Source organism: Aestuariivivens sediminicola (assembly GCF_022662015.1).
GTDB classification, from domain to species: domain Bacteria; phylum Bacteroidota; class Bacteroidia; order Flavobacteriales; family Flavobacteriaceae; genus Aestuariivivens; species Aestuariivivens sediminicola.
Genome location: NZ_JAKMCM010000001.1, coordinates 432,252 through 451,863 on the forward strand (window position 1 = coordinate 432,252; position 19,612 = coordinate 451,863).

The 19,612-nt window shown below is 38.3% G+C and carries 19 protein-coding genes; 7 read left to right on the forward strand and 12 right to left on the reverse strand.

The features are described 5' to 3' along the window. Nucleotide 1 precedes the first annotated feature (1 nt). From MR041_RS01885 to MR041_RS01910, 6 genes are all read left to right on the forward strand, one after another. Nucleotides 2-1,603: a 4Fe-4S binding protein gene (locus MR041_RS01885; RefSeq protein WP_242091885.1), complete on the forward strand. Its 1,602-nt coding sequence runs from the start codon at nucleotides 2-4 to the stop codon at nucleotides 1,601-1,603. Nucleotides 1,604-1,724: 121 nt separating this feature from the next. Next, complete coding sequence (locus MR041_RS01890) at nucleotides 1,725-3,524, forward strand: tetratricopeptide repeat protein (RefSeq protein ID WP_242091886.1); 1,800 nt, start codon at nucleotides 1,725-1,727, stop codon at nucleotides 3,522-3,524. Nucleotides 3,525-3,624: 100 nt separating this feature from the next. Further along, complete coding sequence (locus tag MR041_RS01895) at nucleotides 3,625-4,380, forward strand: sterol desaturase family protein (RefSeq protein ID WP_242091887.1); 756 nt, start codon at nucleotides 3,625-3,627, stop codon at nucleotides 4,378-4,380. Between the two features lie 4 nt (nucleotides 4,381-4,384). Next, a complete protein-coding gene (locus MR041_RS01900) occupies nucleotides 4,385-5,311 on the forward strand; it encodes a homocysteine S-methyltransferase family protein (protein WP_242091888.1) in 927 nt (308 codons plus the stop codon). A 170-nt stretch (nucleotides 5,312-5,481) separates the two neighbouring features. Then, nucleotides 5,482-6,174: a glycosyltransferase family 2 protein gene (locus MR041_RS01905; RefSeq protein ID WP_242091889.1), complete on the forward strand. Its 693-nt coding sequence runs from the start codon at nucleotides 5,482-5,484 to the stop codon at nucleotides 6,172-6,174. Beyond that, on the forward strand, nucleotides 6,171-7,661 hold the full coding sequence (locus tag MR041_RS01910; RefSeq protein ID WP_242091890.1) for a cellulose synthase family protein: 1,491 nt from the start codon (nucleotides 6,171-6,173) through the stop codon (nucleotides 7,659-7,661). Before MR041_RS01905 ends, MR041_RS01910 begins: the two co-directional genes overlap by 4 nt. Before the next feature lie 31 nt (nucleotides 7,662-7,692). Here MR041_RS01910 and ggt read toward each other — a convergent pair whose 3' ends face one another. Then, nucleotides 7,693-9,378: a gamma-glutamyltransferase gene (gene ggt / locus MR041_RS01915; RefSeq protein ID WP_242091891.1), complete on the reverse strand. Its 1,686-nt coding sequence runs from the start codon at nucleotides 9,376-9,378 to the stop codon at nucleotides 7,693-7,695. Between the two features lie 100 nt (nucleotides 9,379-9,478). Between ggt and MR041_RS01920 the strand changes: the two genes are divergently transcribed. Then, complete coding sequence (locus tag MR041_RS01920; RefSeq protein WP_242091892.1) at nucleotides 9,479-10,891, forward strand: MptA/MptB family glycosyltransferase; 1,413 nt, start codon at nucleotides 9,479-9,481, stop codon at nucleotides 10,889-10,891. Nucleotides 10,892-10,919: 28 nt separating this feature from the next. Here MR041_RS01920 and MR041_RS01925 read toward each other — a convergent pair whose 3' ends face one another. The 11 genes from MR041_RS01925 to MR041_RS01975 form a co-directional block, all read right to left on the reverse strand. Then, a complete protein-coding gene (locus MR041_RS01925; RefSeq protein ID WP_242091893.1) occupies nucleotides 10,920-11,417 on the reverse strand; it encodes an RMD1 family protein in 498 nt (165 codons plus the stop codon). After that, complete coding sequence (locus MR041_RS01930) at nucleotides 11,414-11,695, reverse strand: RMD1 family protein (RefSeq protein WP_242091894.1); 282 nt, start codon at nucleotides 11,693-11,695, stop codon at nucleotides 11,414-11,416. Before MR041_RS01930 ends, MR041_RS01925 begins: the two co-directional genes overlap by 4 nt. Continuing rightward, complete coding sequence (locus MR041_RS01935; RefSeq protein WP_242091895.1) at nucleotides 11,696-12,106, reverse strand: VOC family protein; 411 nt, start codon at nucleotides 12,104-12,106, stop codon at nucleotides 11,696-11,698. It lies immediately after the preceding gene. A gap of 11 nt (nucleotides 12,107-12,117) precedes the next feature. Beyond that, nucleotides 12,118-12,339 carry a hypothetical protein gene (locus MR041_RS01940; RefSeq protein WP_242091896.1) on the reverse strand — a complete coding sequence of 74 codons (222 nt, stop codon included), beginning with the start codon at nucleotides 12,337-12,339 and terminating at the stop codon, nucleotides 12,118-12,120. 14 nt (nucleotides 12,340-12,353) lie between these two features. After that, the gene (locus MR041_RS01945; RefSeq protein ID WP_242091897.1) at nucleotides 12,354-12,680 is read right to left on the reverse strand and encodes a hypothetical protein; all 327 of its coding nucleotides are present in this window, start codon (nucleotides 12,678-12,680) and stop codon (nucleotides 12,354-12,356) included. 26 nt (nucleotides 12,681-12,706) lie between these two features. Further along, nucleotides 12,707-13,681, reverse strand: coding sequence for a deoxyhypusine synthase family protein (locus tag MR041_RS01950; protein ID WP_242091898.1), 975 nt, complete (start codon nucleotides 13,679-13,681; stop codon nucleotides 12,707-12,709). A 153-nt stretch (nucleotides 13,682-13,834) separates the two neighbouring features. Then, complete coding sequence (locus MR041_RS01955) at nucleotides 13,835-15,232, reverse strand: type III PLP-dependent enzyme domain-containing protein (RefSeq protein ID WP_242091899.1); 1,398 nt, start codon at nucleotides 15,230-15,232, stop codon at nucleotides 13,835-13,837. 324 nt (nucleotides 15,233-15,556) lie between these two features. Further along, a complete protein-coding gene (locus MR041_RS01960) occupies nucleotides 15,557-16,396 on the reverse strand; it encodes a pseudouridine synthase (protein ID WP_242091900.1) in 840 nt (279 codons plus the stop codon). A 129-nt stretch (nucleotides 16,397-16,525) separates the two neighbouring features. Beyond that, nucleotides 16,526-17,428, reverse strand: a complete 903-nt coding sequence (locus tag MR041_RS01965) for a geranylgeranylglycerol-phosphate geranylgeranyltransferase (RefSeq protein ID WP_242091901.1) — start codon at nucleotides 17,426-17,428, stop codon at nucleotides 16,526-16,528. Nucleotides 17,429-17,487: 59 nt separating this feature from the next. Further along, a complete protein-coding gene (locus MR041_RS01970; protein ID WP_242091902.1) occupies nucleotides 17,488-18,417 on the reverse strand; it encodes a mevalonate kinase family protein in 930 nt (309 codons plus the stop codon). Between the two features lie 61 nt (nucleotides 18,418-18,478). Beyond that, nucleotides 18,479-19,612 (reverse strand): diphosphomevalonate decarboxylase, encoded by a 1,134-nt coding sequence (locus MR041_RS01975; protein ID WP_242091903.1) that lies wholly within the window; start codon nucleotides 19,610-19,612, stop codon nucleotides 18,479-18,481.

A 19,612-nucleotide genomic window follows, 5' to 3' on the forward strand; every position in this document is an offset into this window, starting at 1 on the left:
GATGCCTCATAAATTAAATTATAGTATGTCCCTGACAACACCGGATGCCCAAACCCTAACCTTTTTACAGAAGGTGGCTCTGCTTTCAGGAATTGCGGGTTTATTCATTATGTTGCTGGCGGCATTTAACATCCATTTCCCAAACAGGGCCTTGTTTTTAGCCCTTTCACTGGGACTTATTGCCCTGGGTACCATTGTTTTTGCAAGGCAGATGTACCTGAAGAAATCAGAAGGCATCAAAAATGATGGTGTGTGGTTCAAATCCATTTCTTCAAGAGGTCTTATCGGTTGGCTCACCGGAGTTGTCATTACAGGGTTTTACATCGTACTATATTTTTACCCGCAATATCTCGGGCTCGCTACTGCCAATGGGGCTAACACTGGGCTTATCTCATTATTCGATCCACTGAGCATTATTTTGAACGGCAAACCGGCCAGCCAATGGTTTGTTTATGGTACACTTTACACACTGGCGATATTGATTTTTGGATATAAATTCATGCTGAAATATCGCCACAACCGTTACCAGCAATTACGCACCGTGTCGGTTATGTTTTTCCAACTGGGTTTTGCTTTTTTAATACCAGAGTTTATGGCCAGACTTAATGAAAGCCCGGATTATAATTTACCCTATTACGATCTGAAAAGCATCTGGCCCTTAAATTATTATCTCTTTGACAGCTGGTCCATCAAGGGATTTTTGTCCTCCGGCAGCTTAGGACTATCGCTACTCATCTTCGGCATACTGTCAATTTTTGTCATATCACCCATACTCACTTACAAGTATGGTAAACGTTGGTATTGTTCCTGGGTATGTGGCTGTGGTGCTCTGGCTGAAACAGTAGGAGATCCGTTTAGGCATCTATCCTCTAAAAAACTGAGTGCTTGGAAAATTGAACGCTGGTTGATCCATACGGTTTTGGTTTTTTCGGTCATCATGACAACAGCAATAATATACACTTATTTAGGCAATGACCCCAATCAATACTGGCTAACGCGACAGACATTTCTATTTAGCGTCGGTGGTTTTTTAACCGTGTTGTTTGTTGTTGTTATGCTTTTTAAACGGCATGAATTCGGTAAAGACGCCTGGTATGGTGCCATAGGTTATTTTACGGTCATTGCCGCGCTATTTATCCTCTATTATAGTGGAACCACCGATCATGTTTTTTTAATAAAATCAAGTACTTTACGCACTGCGTATGGATTATATATCGGTTCGATTTTTTCTGGTGTTATTGGGACCGGATTTTATCCCATTTTGGGGAATCGTGTTTGGTGCCGTTTTGGGTGTCCTATGGCTGCTATTTTAGGATTTCAGCAGCGGTTATTTTCGAAATTTAGAATTTCAACGAATGGCGGTCAATGCATCTCCTGCGGGAATTGTTCGACCTACTGTGAAATGGGTATTGACGTCCGTGCCTACGCCCAAAAGGGAGAAAATATTGTACGTTCCAGCTGTGTAGGTTGTGGAATCTGCGCTGCCGTCTGTCCCAGGGGCGTTTTGAAACTTGAAAACGGCAGTTTAAAAGGTCGTGTAACCTCGAATGAGAGGCTTCCAGGTAATGCTGTCGATTTGATGACCTTAATCCATGAGAAATAACCAATGCTGATGATCTACTGATGGCATTCTAGTGCTATCCGGATTAATGCAACAGTGTATGTCAAGAAATCTATAAAGGACTAATTATTGGATATAATTAGTACTTTAGTGGGTGTATTTGATGAATCCGTTTTCAGATCTGATGCCAGTTAAGAATAAGAATATCACCATCGCGGTATTGCCGTTTCAAATAACGAGCAATGAAGACCGTATAAAACAGCTATTTTCAGGTTTTGTAGAAGATCTGATCACCCAGTTTTCAAAATTTATTGGGCTATCGGTCGTCTCTTCTTATTCCACACAGCGGATTAAAGATATTAGCAATGAAAAGGAAATTCAGCAATTAGGTGCCGATTTCCTTATTTATGGATCCGTGAGATATGTTAAAGACATCCTTCGAATTTCCATACAGCTGATAAAAACTGAGGATCAGAGTCTGGTATTTGGTAATCAGTACAATGAAACATTAGATACCTTATTGGAGACCCAGGACGAGATCATACAACAGATCGTGACCGTACTCCAGGAGAAAATCAATTACAATCTCCTATCTCATTCTTACAAGAAAAGCTCGGTGGAACTCGCTGCCTATGAAAACTACGTAATGGGCATGCATATCCTGCAAAAAGGCACAGGAGATAATGATATCAAGGCAAGGCACTATTTTGAAGCTGCTTTACATATTAATCCCAACTATTCCTTAGCGTATACTGGATTATCTTTGACCTACTTCAACTTCTGGTCCTGCCTGATTTGGAATCGCTGGGATGAGAGTATGCAGGGCGCTCATAAATATGCCCTGAAAGCCATTGAGTTAGACCCAAATGATTACACGGCTTTAGGCGTTTTGGGCAGGACCTATGCCTACATGGGTGAATATGAAAAGGCAGAGCACTATCTGCGAAAGTCCTTACGGATGAACTCCAATGATTGCTCGCATTTGCTGAGAGTCGCTTTTACCTTAATGTATCTTGGGTATGCAGAGGAATCGGTAAAATTGTATCACAAGGCAATAGATCTCAATCCCTTCCATAATGACCATTATTATGCCCATGGATCTAATTATTATCTGGCTATTGGTGATTTTGAAAAAAGTATTGCCCTCAGTAAAAAAGTTGATTTTAATTCCTGGACGGATTTCCCTGCCTATGTTGCAGCAGCTCATTTACAACTAAAAGATTACAAAAGCATGTGGCATTGCTGGGACATCTATTTGACTCAGTTTAAAAATGCGGTTTATTCCGGCCAAAAAGAGCTCGAAGAGGAGGCCCTGGAATGGCTCATGATTGTCAATCCGTTTAAAGGATTCACCTATTTAACCCCCTTGGTGGAATTTATAAAAACTGAAAAAAATTCGGGTAGCCAAACTAAGGAAGTTAGGGCAAAGCAGCATATCAGTAATGTCTTTCAACTCAATGGAGACATATGGGAAATGTGTTATCAGGGCGATGCCATAGCATTAAAAGACACTAAAGGACTCAATGATATTCACAAGTTGTTAGGTCATCCTGAACAGGAATTTCATTGTATGGATCTCATGAATGCCGCAGTTGATGAACACACTTCTACTAAATCTTTGGACCAGAAGGCCAAAATGGCCTATCAAAAGCGCATAAAGGAGCTTCAAGAGGATATCGCAGAAGCTGAAACTCTGAATCAAATTGAAAAAATTACCCCTCTGAGGGCTGAATATGATGCCATTTTAGAGCATTTGTCCCAATCTTTGGGCCTGGCCGGCAAATCCAGAACCTCAGGATCGACCTTAGAAAAGGCGCGATCTGCGGTAACATGGCGCATCCGAAGCAGTATAAAGAAAATTGAAATACTGCATCCGGGCTTGGCGAATCATTTATCAAAATCCATAAAAACAGGTTCTTTTTGTTCTTACAGTCCTGAAATTGAAGTCGATTGGGAATTATAATCCGATCAACTTACACATCAAAAATTCTAAACTTACATTGTAAGGTGAAAACTTACGCCCATAATAGTGAACATAAAGATTAACTATTAAAACTTTTATTATGCCAACACCGTTAGACATTTTATTGGATCCCATTTCCTTAGTGGCATTAGCCATGTATTTCTTATTAATTATTTGGGAGGCCCTATTCCCGGCGAGAACCCTGCCAAAAGTGAAGAACTGGAGGTTTAGAGGACTTCTTTCTTTTGCCGTGTTTTTTTACCTATCCTCGTATTTGCCTTTAATAACAGATCCGTTTTTATCGCAATATCAATTTTTCGATTTAACCGGTCTTGGGCATGTGGGCGGAGGAATTTTAGCCATTCTCCTATACGAATTCGGCGTATTTGTTTGGCACAGAGCCATGCATAAATCTGACCTTCTATGGCGGGTATTTCATCAGATGCATCACAGTGCCGAGCGTATGGATACCTATGGCGCCTTTTATTTTAGTCTTTTCGATATGATAGGATTCACTTTCCTGGGAAGCATTTGCTTGGCCTTATTGATAGGGGTAACACCACAGGCGGTCACCATTATGTTACTCGCCACCATGTTTCTGGGTATCTTTCAACATACCAATATTAAAACACCTCAATGGTTGGGTTACATCATTCAACGTCCGGAAAGTCATACGGTGCACCATGCCAAGGGAATTCACAGGCATAACTATTCGGATTTACCTGTATTTGATATCATTTTCGGGTCATTTAAAAACCCGAAGACCTATGAGCATGAAACCGGTTTTTACGATGGTGCATCATCCGAAGTGATCAAAATGCTGACCTTCCAGGATATTAACAAATCGAAATCCTAATCTCATGGACATCATTGAAAAAATTAACAGTTCCGTCTTTTTAACGGATGGCGGTCTTGAAACTGACCTCATATTCAATAAAGGTATTGAGTTACCACATTTTGCAGCCTTTACGCTGCTGGATCAACCCGAGCATGAAAATACCTTAAAGGACTATTACAACGACTATATAGAGGAAGCTATAAAACACAATGCCGGTTTTATTCTGGAGAGCCCTACATGGCGTGCTAATCCCGACTGGGGTTATAAATTAGGTTATTCTCAGGACGAATTAGTACAGGTTAACCAAAAGGCCATTGCACAGTTAATCCAATTGAAAAGCCGTTATGCCGACTTTGATGATACTTTTTTAATTAGCGGATGTATCGGTCCCCGAGGCGATGGGTATTCCATTATTGAAACGATGACGGTTAAACAGGCCCATGAGTATCATAACCTGCAAATAAGGGCTTTGAAAAATGCCGGCGTCGATATGATTTCGGCCATTACCATGACCTATTGCGATGAAGCCATTGGGATAGCGGAATCGGCCAAATCAAACAACATCCCGGTAGTGATCTCCTTTACAGTTGAAACCAATGGGGACTTGCCATCAGGAGAAACTTTAGAAAAGGCCATTTTAAAAATTGATGCGGTTACAGACCATTATCCGCTTTATTATATGATCAATTGTGCCCATCCATCCCACTTTATGGACAAATTAAAATCTGGTGGATCGTGGAAAAATAGAATTCGAGGAGTTAGAGCCAATGCCTCATGCAAAAGTCACGACGAATTAGACCAATCTGTTGAACTTGATACAGGAAATAAAGAAGAATTAGGTAAACTCTATCATATCCTTAAAACACAATTACCTGATTTAAAGGTATTCGGAGGATGCTGCGGCACAGATGTCTCTCATATTAGAACGATCTGCGAGCATGTACTGTAATGTATGCCATACATGAATGACCATAAAGACAGGAGGCCTGTCCTTGGAAACGTATAACAGGTAAAAAAATTAAGAACATGCTTTTGTGTGTTCTTTTTTTTACAAGATACTTTGTTATGATTTCATGATCCATTGCCGTTGTTGTATTTTTGCACTTTAGCAGCTCCCGTATGACTAAAATTAGCGTGATCATTCCGGCATTTAACGAGGCCGAATCCATAGCCAAAGTTGTAGAGGCTATTCCTGAATGTGTTGACCAGATCATTGTTGTAAACAATACTTCCACGGATAACACAGAATACATTGCCAGAAACGCCGGGGCCACCGTGGTAAATGAATCCAAGAAAGGCTATGGCCATGCCTGTTTAAAGGGTATGGCCTATATTTCAAAATGCGGCGAGCTCCCTGACATCATTGTATTTCTCGATGGGGACTTCAGTGATTATCCCGAGGAGTTGACAAAATTGGTGCAACCGATAATCGACAAAGACCTCGATTTCGTTCTTGGGGCTCGCGTTAAGCACTTGCGCGAAAAGGGATCAATGACGATTCCTCAAGTATTTGGAAACTGGCTTGCTACAAGCCTCATGAAATTGCTTTTCAATGCAAAATTTACGGACCTGGGTCCCTTCAGGGCAATTAAATACGATCGGCTTTTAGCCTTAGAGATGAAGGACAAAACCTATGGTTGGACGGTGGAAATGCAGTTAAAAGTTTTAAAACAAAAATTAGCATATATCGAGATACCAGTTCATTACAGAAATAGAATTGGTAAATCAAAGGTGTCAGGTACAATAAAAGGTGCTATATTTGCAGGCGTAAAAATACTGTTTTGGATTTTTAAATACAGTTTTAAAAAATGATTCTAGAAACAACAATTATAATTCTTTATTCTACAGCGCTATTGCTCATATTTATGTATGCCCTGGCGCAATTGAATTTGTTGTTTAATTATCTGGGTTCCAAAAAGAACGACGAGGATTGTGAACGGTTTGATCTTTCTAACCCCGAGGAAGTCCCCTACGTGACTATTCAACTGCCGGTGTATAATGAGATGTATGTCATGGAACGTCTTTTGGATAACATATCCAAAATTGAATACCCCAAAAACAAACTGGAGATCCAGGTACTGGATGATTCTACCGATGAAACTGTTGAAAGTACACGATTGCATGTAGAACGGCTTCAAGCAACCGGTCTGGATATAAAACACATGACACGCACCAATAGAAAGGGATTCAAAGCAGGAGCCTTAAAAGAAGGATTGAAAGTTGCGAAGGGTGAATTTATTGCCATTTTTGATTCCGATTTTTTACCTCAACCGGATTGGTTAAAACGAACCATACCTTATTTTAAAGATAACCGCATTGGAGTAGTTCAAACCCGCTGGGGACATCTCAATAGAAACTATTCCATTCTTACACGAATTCAGGCGTTTGCACTTGATGCACATTTCACACTTGAGCAGGTTGGTAGAAACAGCAAAGGTCATTTCATTAATTTTAATGGAACGGCAGGTGTATGGAGAAAATCCTGCATTATCGATGCCGGTAATTGGGAAGGGGATACATTAACCGAGGACCTCGATTTGAGTTATCGGGCCCAACTTAAGAACTGGAAATTTAAATACCTTGAGGATGTGCAGACTCCGGCCGAATTGCCCATTGTGATCAGCGCAGCCCGATCCCAACAGTTCAGATGGAATAAAGGAGGGGCCGAAAACTTCAGAAAAATGCTTTGGCGCGTATTAAAAAGTCATAATATATCGGCTAAGACCAAGGCTCATGGATTACTCCACCTCTTAAACAGTACGATGTTTTTAAGCATTCTCGTTGTTGCGGTTTTAAGTATTCCCATGCTCTACATAAAGAATGAGTATGAGCATTTAAAACCCTACTTTTTTGCCATGAGTTTTTTTGTTGTTAGTACCATTATATTTTTTATCTGCTACTGGTTTATGTACAGAGATATTTATGGCAAGGGTATTAAAAACTTTATTGGATATATTGGTATGTTCTTTGTCTTTTTTTCTATTGCAATGGGATTTTCATTACATAACTCCATTGCCGTTTTAGAAGGCCATTTCGGCAAAAAAAGCGAATTTGTGCGCACTCCGAAATTTAACATCAGTAAGCTTAAAGAAAGCTGGAAAAAGAATAAATACATTAAGAGGACCATCTCCAAGCATGTCGTTTTTGAAGGATTACTCATGCTGTACTTTGGCTTTGGAATGTACAGTGCATTCGTTGTAGGTAATCAGGGTGGCGATTTTGGTCTATTCCCCTTTCATCTCATGCTCTTTGTTGGTTTCGGTTATGTGTTCTTTAAATCGATTGCCTCCAAGGTTTAGGTAGGCCTAACCACAATCTGGGAACCAGGGACTAATATCCGGCAACCTGACCATCTTTCCGACTCTCGGAGGCGCCATGGTAGACTTTGTTTTTCCCATCCCATAATATGGCCTGATACCCTCCATAATACCCTAATCCAAATCCAACTTTATGACCTCTGAACATCAGATCTCTGACGGTTTTATAGGGAATTCCTGATTCTACGTGAATTTCTCCTCTGCCATCGGCAGGTTCACCCGTCGGCGAGGAGGATCCACTATGGTCCCAACGTGGAGCATCACCCGCTTCCTGCACATTCATCCCAAAATCAATAATATTCATGACGATCTGTGTATGCCCCTGAGGCTGAAAATCGCCACCCATAACTCCAAAACTCAAAAACGGTTCACCATCTTTAGTAATAAATGCCGGTATGATAGTATGGAATGGTCTTTTATTAGGCTCGTAGGTATTGTTATACCCCTTCTTTAAATTGAACAGTTCGCCGCGGTTTTGAAGCATAAAACCCAATTTCGGTGGTACCATTCCGGAACCCATTCCCCGATAATTACTTTGGATAAAGGAGACCATATTTCCTTCTTTATCTGCCGTGGTCAGATAAATTGTTTCACCGGAACTTATCTCACCGGCTTTGTGGGCTGAAGCTCTGTCTGTTATTAAGCCTCTCCGTTTCTCTGCATAAACATCGGAGAGTAATGTCTTTAAAGGGACATGAGCGAAATCCATATCGGCATAATACTTTGCCCTGTCTTCAAAAGCTAATTTCTTGGCTTCAGTAAATACGTGTAAATGTTCCGCACTACCAAATGGGATGTTTGAAAAGTCATAGCCTTCCAATATCTGCAGCATTTGCAGGGCTGCGATACCCTGACCGTTGGGAGGAAGCTCCCATATATCGTAACCTCGGTAATTAATGGATACCGGTTCGACCCATTCAGACCTATGGTTAGAAAGGTCTTCAACGGATAAAAATCCGCCCTGACTTTGTATAAAGTCACTTATCGTTTTAGCAATTTCACCCTTGTAAAAAACGTCCCTTCCCTTCTTCGCAATTTTTTTATAGGTCTCTGCGAGATAGGTATTCCGAAAAATTTCACCCTCCTGTGGTATTTTCCCGTCTCTTAGATACGTATCCTCAATATTGGGAAATCCATTGGACAAATGTCTTGAAACACCCCCGTTAAAATACATACCAATAAGTTCCGTCATCGGGAAACCATGTTCAGCATAATGGATAGCCGGTTTTAAAATAGAGGTCATGGGTAAGACACCAAATCTATCATGTAATTCAAACCAACCATCAACTGCACCCGGAACGCTTACCGGTAAGGGACCGTACGAAGGAATTTCAGAAATCCCCTGCTCTTCAAAGTATTCCAAGGTTAATCCACTCGGTGATCGTCCACTGGCATTGAGACCATACAACTTTTTTGTTTTTGCATCCCAGAGGATAACGAATAAATCGCCGCCAATACCGCAACCCACCGGTTCCATTAAACCCAGGGTAGCATTGGCTGCAATGGCAGCATCAATGGCATTGCCACCCTGTTTTAAAATATCCAGCCCGACCTGAGTGGCTAATGGATGGCTCGTGGCCACCATCCCATTTTGAGCGATTACCTCAGATCGCGTTGCAAAAAGCGCACCGGTTACGCGATCTTGTGCGAAACTGGTGGCATATAATAGAATGAAGAAAAAAATGAACCGCCTTGTCATAAATGAATTTTTATTTGTGATTTTTAAACGAATACAAGTTAACCGTTTTATTTAAGACTATCAACTTATACCGAACAACCAATTAATACTATATTTGAATATGTTCCTGAACCCGAGCATCCAAAAAAGTGGTATACTTAAGCTATTCCTGGTGTCTTCCAGTGCGCTGCTTTATTTTGTTTTTGCATATGATTTAATTCGGACAGATTACACAAAATTAATAGGGCTATATACCTTGCTCTTTTTTTTATTTTATGGCCTTATAAGATACGCCGAGAACAGCACCAGTACCTTAACCTATGTTGCATTTGCCTATCGCGCCCTATTTTTTCTTGCCATTCCCAATTTATCTCAGGATTTTTATCGTTTTATATGGGATGGCAGAGTATTGCTTGAAGGTTTTAATCCCTATTTGCATTCTGTTGTATCATTTATTAAAACTGTTGATTTTCCTATACCGCAGGCAGGAGAACTGGTTTCAGGTATGGGGTCTTTAAACGCGAGTCATTTTAGCAATTACCCGCCCATGAACCAGTTGTGCTTTGCTGCTGCTGCATTATTCTTTAAGAACAGTATCCTGGGATCTGTGATAGTTATGCGGCTTATTATTATTGCAGCCGACTTTGGAACCCTTTATTTTGGTAAAAAATTGTTACAAAAATTAAACCTTCCCGTTAATTCTATTTTTTGGTATGTATTAAATCCCTTTATTATCATTGAGCTTACCGGAAATCTTCATTTTGAAGGTGTGATGGTATTCTTTTTTATTTGGAGTCTTTACCTGCTGCATAGCGGGAAACGGTCTTGGGCAGCTGTGGTATTGGGACTCTCAATTTCCGTTAAATTAATTCCCTTGCTATTTTTACCCCTATTTTTGAAGTGGTCTGTATTCGCAAACCCTAAAAATAAAGCTATTAATGCATTTGAATCTACTAAAAATGGGGTGGTGTCTGTGCAAGCCCTTAAAAACCTATTTTTCTTCTATGCTATTGTCTTCTTCACAGTTATAATCCTCTTTGCCCCTTTTTATTCCAACGAGTTCCTAATGAACTATTCGGATACCCTGGCTTTATGGTTTAAAAACTTTGAGTTCAATGCCAGTTTGTATTACATTGCCCGAGCCATAGGGTATACCTTTAGAGGTTACAATGAAATTGCAATCATTGGAACGTATATTCCATATGTGGTATTACTCTTTACCTTTCTGATGACCTTCCTTAGAGCTAACAGACATACCCAACAGGTCTTTACAACAATGCTGTTTGTTTTAACATTCTATTTCTTTTCATCAACTACCTTACATCCGTGGTATCTTTCTACCCTATTGGCATTATCGCTGTTTACACCTTATAAATACCCCCTGGTCTGGAGTTACGTTATCATACTCAGTTATCTGGCCTATGTAAATACAAATACTGGTGATAAAACTGAAAATCTATGGATTATTGGATTAGAATACACCATCGTTTACAGTGCATTGATATGGGAAATTTTTATAAAAAAGAAGGTTTGAAAAAGGTATGATTTACGATTATCTCAAGTTATAAAATTTTTGATATCAATAGATCAATGACTTCAATAACAATTAAAATAATGATGGTCCACTCTAAAAGACTGCTTTCACGCTGATCCATAATATCTTTAAAAAGCTCTAAATTCTCTTTAATGATTTCAATGCGATCATGAATCAATCGGTAGCGATCCTTGAGATCGAACGATTGTTTCAAATCTTGATTTAGTTTATTGAGTTCCTTATTTTCCCAGGCGACTTCCGGTGAATCAAATATGTACAAATTCTCTGAAATCTTATTTTTAATATTCAGTATTTTACCTATAAAACGCTTTAACTTATTTCCAGATATATCCAATTTACCATGTTTCTCAAGGTATACCGTATGTTTATTTGTTTCAATAAGTAAGTCTTCCGTAATCTCCGAATATCTCTCTAATGCGACGGATTGTGAAGTGTTTAGCATTACCAAACGAATCATTTCTTGATCCAAATCGGGAAGGATAACCTTATCAAACTCTACCTTCAAGGTATGCGGTTGAATGTCAACTTCGACATAATCTGATAGCTTTTGTTTAAAATAAGTAAACAAAAAGGTTCTATTTGTTCAATTACCGTTTCTATTTCAGATTCAGACATGTTGAAAAAGCTCACCATGCCATACTGAAAGATGTAAATATATTTGTTTGTGGAAGGCGTGTAGTAAAGTTCGTCGCTGTCCTGAAACAATAAACGCCATGACAACTGCTGCCTACATGCTTTAAGGTTTATAGCACTGGCCAACTGATAAGCAACTACAGGATACATTTATATGCTGAAAATAGAATTTGGATCCATAAAGGTTTTAAATTCCAACATATAATCGTTGGGATCCTTTACAAAAAAGGACCGGTGTTCACCAACTTTCTCCTTTAAGAAGGTCGATTCGGTAACCAAATCCAATTGCTGCTCTTCCAGTTTTTTATAAACGGCCTTCCAGGCACCGGTATCAAGTATGATCCCAAAATGAAAAGCAGGTAAAATCTTACCTTCAAAAACGTAGTTTGGACTGCTGAAATTATATTTATCCGTTTCAATGAAAGTAATCTGATGACCAAAAAAATTGACATCGACCCAACTTTCGGTACTTCTTCCAAAAGACGCTCCAATGTGACTGTAAAAATCCCTCGTATCTTTAGCGCTTAAACAAGGCAAAGACATATGAAATGAAGCTTCCATAAGCCTATATTTTATATCGGTTTTAAACTTTCTACACGATAGATAACATCGTCATCATCGCCATCTTCAACAAAAGTAATACGAAAGTTTTTATCGATTAGACTTTTGTCATTTTTTAGATCGAATTGCTTCAGAACCCGAGGATGGACCTCTTCAAATTCCAACTCATCTCCATTGTCAAACCAAAATTTGTAATAACCGTTTTTGTAAGACTTAAAAACAGCTGTTCTCATAACTATATAATGTATTATTCGTTATCGTCCTCTGTGTCTTCATCAGCAATCTCAGGATCTTGAACTGCCTCAGGATCGTCGTTATCAAAATCTTCATAATCATCCTCGTCATAGTTCTCCATTGTAATTGCAAGTTTCGTACTTACCTTGACCAAATACTTTGTATCGGATGTGGTGACCTCTACGGCTTCAATAATTTCATTATGCTGATTTCTAAATGATATAATTTGGTCATCATCGTATCCATCGGGATACTTCTCAACCAATAAGGCCAATATTTCCGGGGTCAACTTTTTAAAGTCTACGATAATGCGTTTTAAATTATCATTTCTATTTTTCATTTAAATAGCAATTAATGGTTTAGGTTTTACAGGTCTAAAAGATAGGCAAAAATTAGAGGCGCAACAATAGTTGCATCACTTTCTATAATAAATTTCGGTGTATTGATATCCAACTTACCCCATGTAATTTTTTCGTTTGGCACGGCTCCGGAATACGAACCATAACTCGTTGTGGAGTCACTTATCTGACAAAAATAACTCCAAAACGGTGTATCGGTGCGTTCCATATCTTGATATAACATGGGCACAACACAGATTGGGAAATCACCGGCTATACCACCTCCAATTTGAAAGAATCCAATGCCTTTTTTAGAGTTTTCAGTGTACCAATCGGCCAAAAAGGTCATGTATTCAATACCCGATTTCATGGTACTGGCCTTTAATTCACCTTTCAAGACATAACTGGCAAAAATATTTCCCATGGTGCTGTCCTCCCAACCCGGACATACTATGGGTAAATTTTTTTCTGCGGCAGCATACATCCAGGAATCCTTCAGATCGATTTCATAATAGTGTTCCAATACACCTGATAAAAGCATTTTATACATATATTCATGCGGTAAATAGCGTTCACCGTTGCTTTCAGCTGCCTTCCAAATTTTATATATGTGCTCTTGCAGACGTCTAAAGGCCTCTTCTTCGGGAATGCAGGTGTCAGTTACCCTGTTCAAACCCTTTTCGAGTAGGTTCCATTCTTCCTGTGGGGTTAAATCGCGATAATTTGGCACGCGCTTGTAGTGCGAATGGGCCACTAAGTTCATAATATCTTCCTCGAGGTTTGCACCGGTACACGAAATAATATGTACTTTGTCCTGTCGTATCATTTCTGCCAAACTCTTTCCCAACTCTGCAGTACTCATGGCACCGGCCAATGAGATCAGCATTTTCGCCCCTTGATTCAATTGCGCCTCATAGGCTTTAGCAGCATCGACTAAAGCGGCAGCATTAAAATGTAAATAATGTTTTTGAATAAATTGGGATATTGGACCCTTAGTACTCATAGCCCCTGTTAAATTTAGTTACCTGTTATTTACTTTACTTCTTGAGCGTATCATAATTAATCTCAACGATTATAAATGTATAACTTAACATTTTATAATACAATTTTGTCCTGTTTTAATTTTATGAACCGGTTGGAATCCTCACTGCCAAAATTAATGGTCATAACCTAATATCTTAAGTAAGTCTTCGCTCCTTTGCTGTTCGCTAAATAGTTCAGTTGAAAGCTTACCCTCAGCATCTCGGTCGATCAGTATATGTTTGGGAGACGGAATTAAGCAGTGCTGCAATCCACCAAATCCACCGATAGTTTCCTGATAGGCACCAGTATTAAAGAACCCTATGTACAAGGGTTTTTCCTTGTTAAACTTAGGCAAATATATGGCGTTCATATGCTGCTCACTGTTATAATAGTCATCACTGTCGCAAGTTAAACCGCCTAATAATACACGCTCGTAAGTATCATTCCAACGATTAACAGGTAGCATGATAAATCGCTTGTTAATGGCCCAGGTATCAGGTAATGTGGTAATGAACGAAGAGTTGATCATGTTCCACTTTTCGCGGTCGTTCTGCTGCTTTTGGTATAAAATTTCATATATGGCCCCTCCACTTTCACCCACCGTAAAACTTCCAAATTCAGTAAAAATATGCGGCACCTCCACTTCTTCTTCTTCACATGCCAATTTTATTTGATTGACGATCTCATCAATCATATATTCGTAATCAAAATCGAATGCCAGAGAGTTTTTTATAGGAAATCCTCCGCCTATGTTGAGGCTGTTCAAAGATGGACAAATCTTTTTTAAGCTGGTATAAACTTTTAAACATTTTGAAAGTTCATTCCAGTAATAGGCATTATCCCGAATACCCGTATTTATAAAAAAATGAAGCATGGAAAGTGTTACCTTTTTGTTGTTCTTAATCTGATTCCTATAAAAAGGCACGATATTTTTATAACCAATTCCCAGTCGTGAGGTGTAAAACTCGAATTTTGGCTCTTCCTCTGAAGCAATCCGTATACCGATGTTAAAACTTTTTTGAATTTCGTTGGAGAGCAAATCAATCTCCTCGTAATTATCAATAATAGGTATGCAATTCTTATGTCCGTTATTAATCAGACGTGCAATATTCGTAATATACTGAGCACGTTTAAAACCATTGCTTAAAACAAAGGTTTCATCTGTTATTTTACCCTCTTTCTTTAATCGCTCCACAATGTCTATATCGAAGGCAGACGAGGTTTCTATATGGATATCGTTTTTTAAAGCCTCACATAAAACATGTTTAAAATGCGAACTTTTAGTACAATAGCAATAGCTGTATTTGCCTCGGTAACCATTGTTCTGAAAAGCCTTTTCAAACCACCTTTTTGCTTTCTGTATGTTTACAGATATTTGGGGCAAATAGGTGAATTTTAGCGGTGATTTATACGTTTCTATCAATTGCATTAAATCGATATCGTGAAATTGAAGCGAATTATTTTTCAGTGTAAATTCTTCCTGCGGAAAATCAAAGGTCTGATTGACTAAATCAATGTACTTTGTATTCATCTATTTTGAAAATTTAAATATGTAGGATGCCTATTAAATACTCTTTATAATTAAGACATTAATGCCATCAAATACGAAATTGATTTTGATCTATGGTCACAATAGCAACTTGATGCCGGAGAGCAACAATTGGAGTAATGGAAGTTAGCTTTAAAAATCGATTACTTAACCGGTAAGCCGCTTTAGAATATAACTTCCCAATATTCAAGAGCTCGAAAGTAAAAACAGTGTTCAATATGTTCAGCTAAATACAGTACAAATGAAAAACAAAAAATTTAATTTCATCCCCATTTCATTTATTTTTTTGATTTTTTTTTACAACATCTAAAGCATCTTCAAATTGTTAAGTTCCTGTGCGGTAAGGTGTTTCCAATGACCTCGTGGAAGATCCTTTTTAGTAAGATGTGCTATAGCCACGCAATCGATACTCAGAATATCGTAATTAAAGTGTTCAAATATGGTACGGATAATTGTATTTCCTGTATTTTTAATTTTGAGACCAATTTCCTTTTTACTGGCACCTGAGATATAGCTAATCTCCTCAACTGTGATTAACTTACCATCCACTTTAAATCCATTTTGGATGTTTTTAAAATCCTCGTACTTTAGATTCTTATCTAATTGAATATGGAATAATCGAGGTACACCGTGTTTGGAGTTCGTAAACTTATTGATAATTACTTCGTCGTTGGTAAACAACAATAATCCTTTGGAATTTCTGCCAAGACGACCTATAGGCTTAATGCGTGATGATGTCGCATTAGCCACCAGATCCATAACGGTGCTACCTTTACCTTCGCTAGTGGTAGTGGCAAATCCTTTAGGTTTATTCAGCAGCACGTAAGCCTTCTTTTCCGGATTAACTCGGGCACCGTCATAACGTACGTCGTCGTTGAGCTTGACTTTATAACCCATTTCTGTAACAACTTTACCGTTAACGGTCACCAATCCAGTGGCAATATGAACATCGGCTTCTCTGCGTGAACAAATACCTGAATTAGCAATGTACTTGTTTAAACGTATTTCATTAGGGTTTGAATCATTGCTCACTGTTTCCCTTTTTTTTATAGGTGAATTACCCCTTGCATAACTTGTTTTACGATATGTGTTTTGCCCTCTTCCTGACGGTTTTCCTTTTCCCCTACTGCCTTGATGCCTATTCATTTGGATTAATTTTTGTACAAAGATATACTTAAAATTACGATTGGAAATTTTTGATTACTGATTTTTCTATAACTGCTGAATCTTTTGGAGGATTGCCAGCTGAGATGATATTTCAACCCTCGAATGCCCTCATATTCTATTTAATACGACGTCCACATTAATAAGGACGATACTAAATACGCCAAGGACAATAATAAATTTTAGCATATTATGCAGCAATAGATAGTGCGTTTTTGTTCGAGATTTCCAAAGCAAGATCAAAAATAAAAATAACAAAACCAGACTGAAGTAAAAGAAAATATTCATAAGCCCCACATCAAATCTGTATAACAATAAATAACATGGGATTAAAGCCAAACCAATGAGTACGGTTAGCATTAGTTTCGAGATCCTTTCCCCATACACTACGGGTACGGTATTATAGCCAAGTGCCAAATCACCTTTGATATTTTCCAAATCCTTGGTCAGTTCACGCATGGAAATCATTAAAAACAAGAAAAAGGCATGCACAAAAATGACGCTTTCAAAGTTTTTATAATACATGAATATGGCAAAAAAGGGTGCTATGGTCAGCACGGCAGAGGTCAGGTTTCCAATAAAGGGTAACTTTTTCAATTTATGAGAATACAACCAGATACAAAAAATATAAATGGAAAAGAAAACAACAGCACGAAATGACACATAACTAGCCATAATGGCCGCCATAAAATTAAGTATAAAGTAAAATGATAGTTTGGTGTTTTGACTTACCAATCGATCCAAATGGGATTTTATTGGTTTATTAATGAGGTCTTTTTCTGAATCATAAAAATTATTAATTATGTATCCTCCGGCTATTGTTGCAGATGAGGCCATTACAAGCATCAATAAATTAAGATCAAAAACAACATGTTTCAAAGGCATGTCATGGGCAAGAATGTATATAGAAGTTAAATATTGGGCAATGACAACGACTAAAATATTATAGCCGCGTATAACAGAGAACATACTGAAAAACTTGATTAAAATATGTTTCTGCCTTCGAGATAACATTGAAGTAAAATTGATGACCGATTGATTCCCCTTGGGACGACCTAAAAGTGTATAAAAATTTAGAAGTTATACACTACCTCTAATTTGTGTCCGGAAAGTGTCTGTCTCGCTTTTTCAATATCTTGAGTGAACCCAAGAATATAACCACCACCTCCGGATCCGCAAAGCTTTAGATAATAATCGTTCGTTTCAATACCCGTTTTCCAAAGTTTGTGAAATTGTTCTGGAATCATAGGCTTAAAATGATTTAAAACGATCTTTGACAATTTCTTTGTATTATGGAACAATGACTTTATATCACCCTTTAAAAAATCGTCAACACAGGCATCGGTATGCTTAATAAATTGGTTCTTAATCATGTTTCGGAACCCTTCCTGCTTCATTTTTTCCATAAAAATACTGACCATTGGCGCCGTTTCACCCACGGACCCAGAATCCAACAAAAATACCGCTCCTTTACCTTGGCTTTGCTGTGCAGGTATTCCAGTGGCCTCAATATTGTCCTTGGAATTGATAAGAATTGGGATGCTCAAATAACTGTTTAAGGGATCCAGACCGGATGACTTACCATGGAAAAAAGATTCCATAGCCGAAAATATAGTCTTTAATTTTAACAGCTTGTCCCGAGTTAAATTCTCTAAAACGGTTATTTTATCATGTGCGTATTTATCGTAGATGGCCGCTACCAAAGCACCACTACTTCCTACGCCATAGCCCTGAGGTATGGAAGAATCAAAATACATACCGGCATCAACATGTTTTTTAAAGGACTCTATATCAAAAGTAACTAAATTGGTGTCGACAGATTCTAAGTAGGTGATAAAACGCCTAAGGTTTTCATTCGACCTCTTCGCCGTTTCCGAAAGTACCTTATCACTCTTTAAAGCCCCTTTATAAAAGTTATACGGAATCGATAGACCCTTCGAATCCTTAATAATGCCATACTCTCCAAAGAGCAAAATTTTTGAATAAAATAACGGACCCTTCATAAATAATCATTTTATTTTGTTCAAAAATATATAAAATTTATTAAACAAAATAATTAAAGTATTAGATTTTTTTTGCTCCAATACCGATTTGGTCACAAATATAGTTTCCATTTTCACAATATACAACTAATTCATTGTTAATGAAATCAAGTACCTTTTGGGTCTCATTCCCCGGGAATAAGACATGAACATTGGCACCCGCATCTAATGTAAAACACAACTTTGAACCTGTTTTCTTCCTGAAGTCCCATATGCTGTTAATAATTTTTAAGGTATTAGGTTTCATCAAAATGAAATAAGGCTGACTTGTCATCATCATTGCATGCAAGGTTAAGGCTTCACTTTCAACAATGTTAATGAATGCATCAACATTGCCTTCTTTTAAAATAGTTTTTAAATTAGATATATTGCGATTTGCCTGCTTAAAACGCTCCTGAGCAAAAGGATGTCCATGCATTAAGTTGTGACCAATTGTACTACTCACTTGTTTCTCTCCCTTATCGACCAATAAAATTACATCCTGATAATCCCTGAAATGCTTATGAACTTCAAAGGGATAGCTGACACCAAATAAATCGGTACTTCCTTCTATCTCATCGTGATGACCCCACACCACTAACGGTCCTTGTAAGCTTCTACAAGCACTACCCGAACCTAACCGTGCTAAAAATGAGGCCTTTTTTAAAAAATAATCATCCAGGAGTGACTTCTTGTCTGAACTTAAATCTCCATTAGCGGAAAAGCCCTCCATGTCGTTTAATTGTAACAGCTCCTTTTCCAGATCGACCAGACAGAGGGCCAATGCACTCATTCCTGAAGCGGAAGAAGCAATTCCTGAGCTATGGGGAAAGGTGTTTTTGGTTTCAATCGTAAAATGATAATGCTCTAAAAACGGCGCATACGCTTTTATTCGATTAAAGAAGGTCTCGATCTTATGTTTGAAATCATCCTTTTTTTCACCATCCAGAAAGATCTCAAATGAAAAGTTTCCATCGTTTTTCTTTTCAGAGTATCTCAAAGTGGTAATGGTTTTACAATTTCTGAGTGTAAAACTTATGGATGGGTTTTCCGGGAGTTGCGGTTCTCTTTTCCCCCAATATTTGACTAAGGCAATATTACTAGGTGATGACCAGGTCGTACTGCCGCTACTTATGTGTTTAGAAAACGGCTTGGAAATAAAATCTTGCGCTATCAT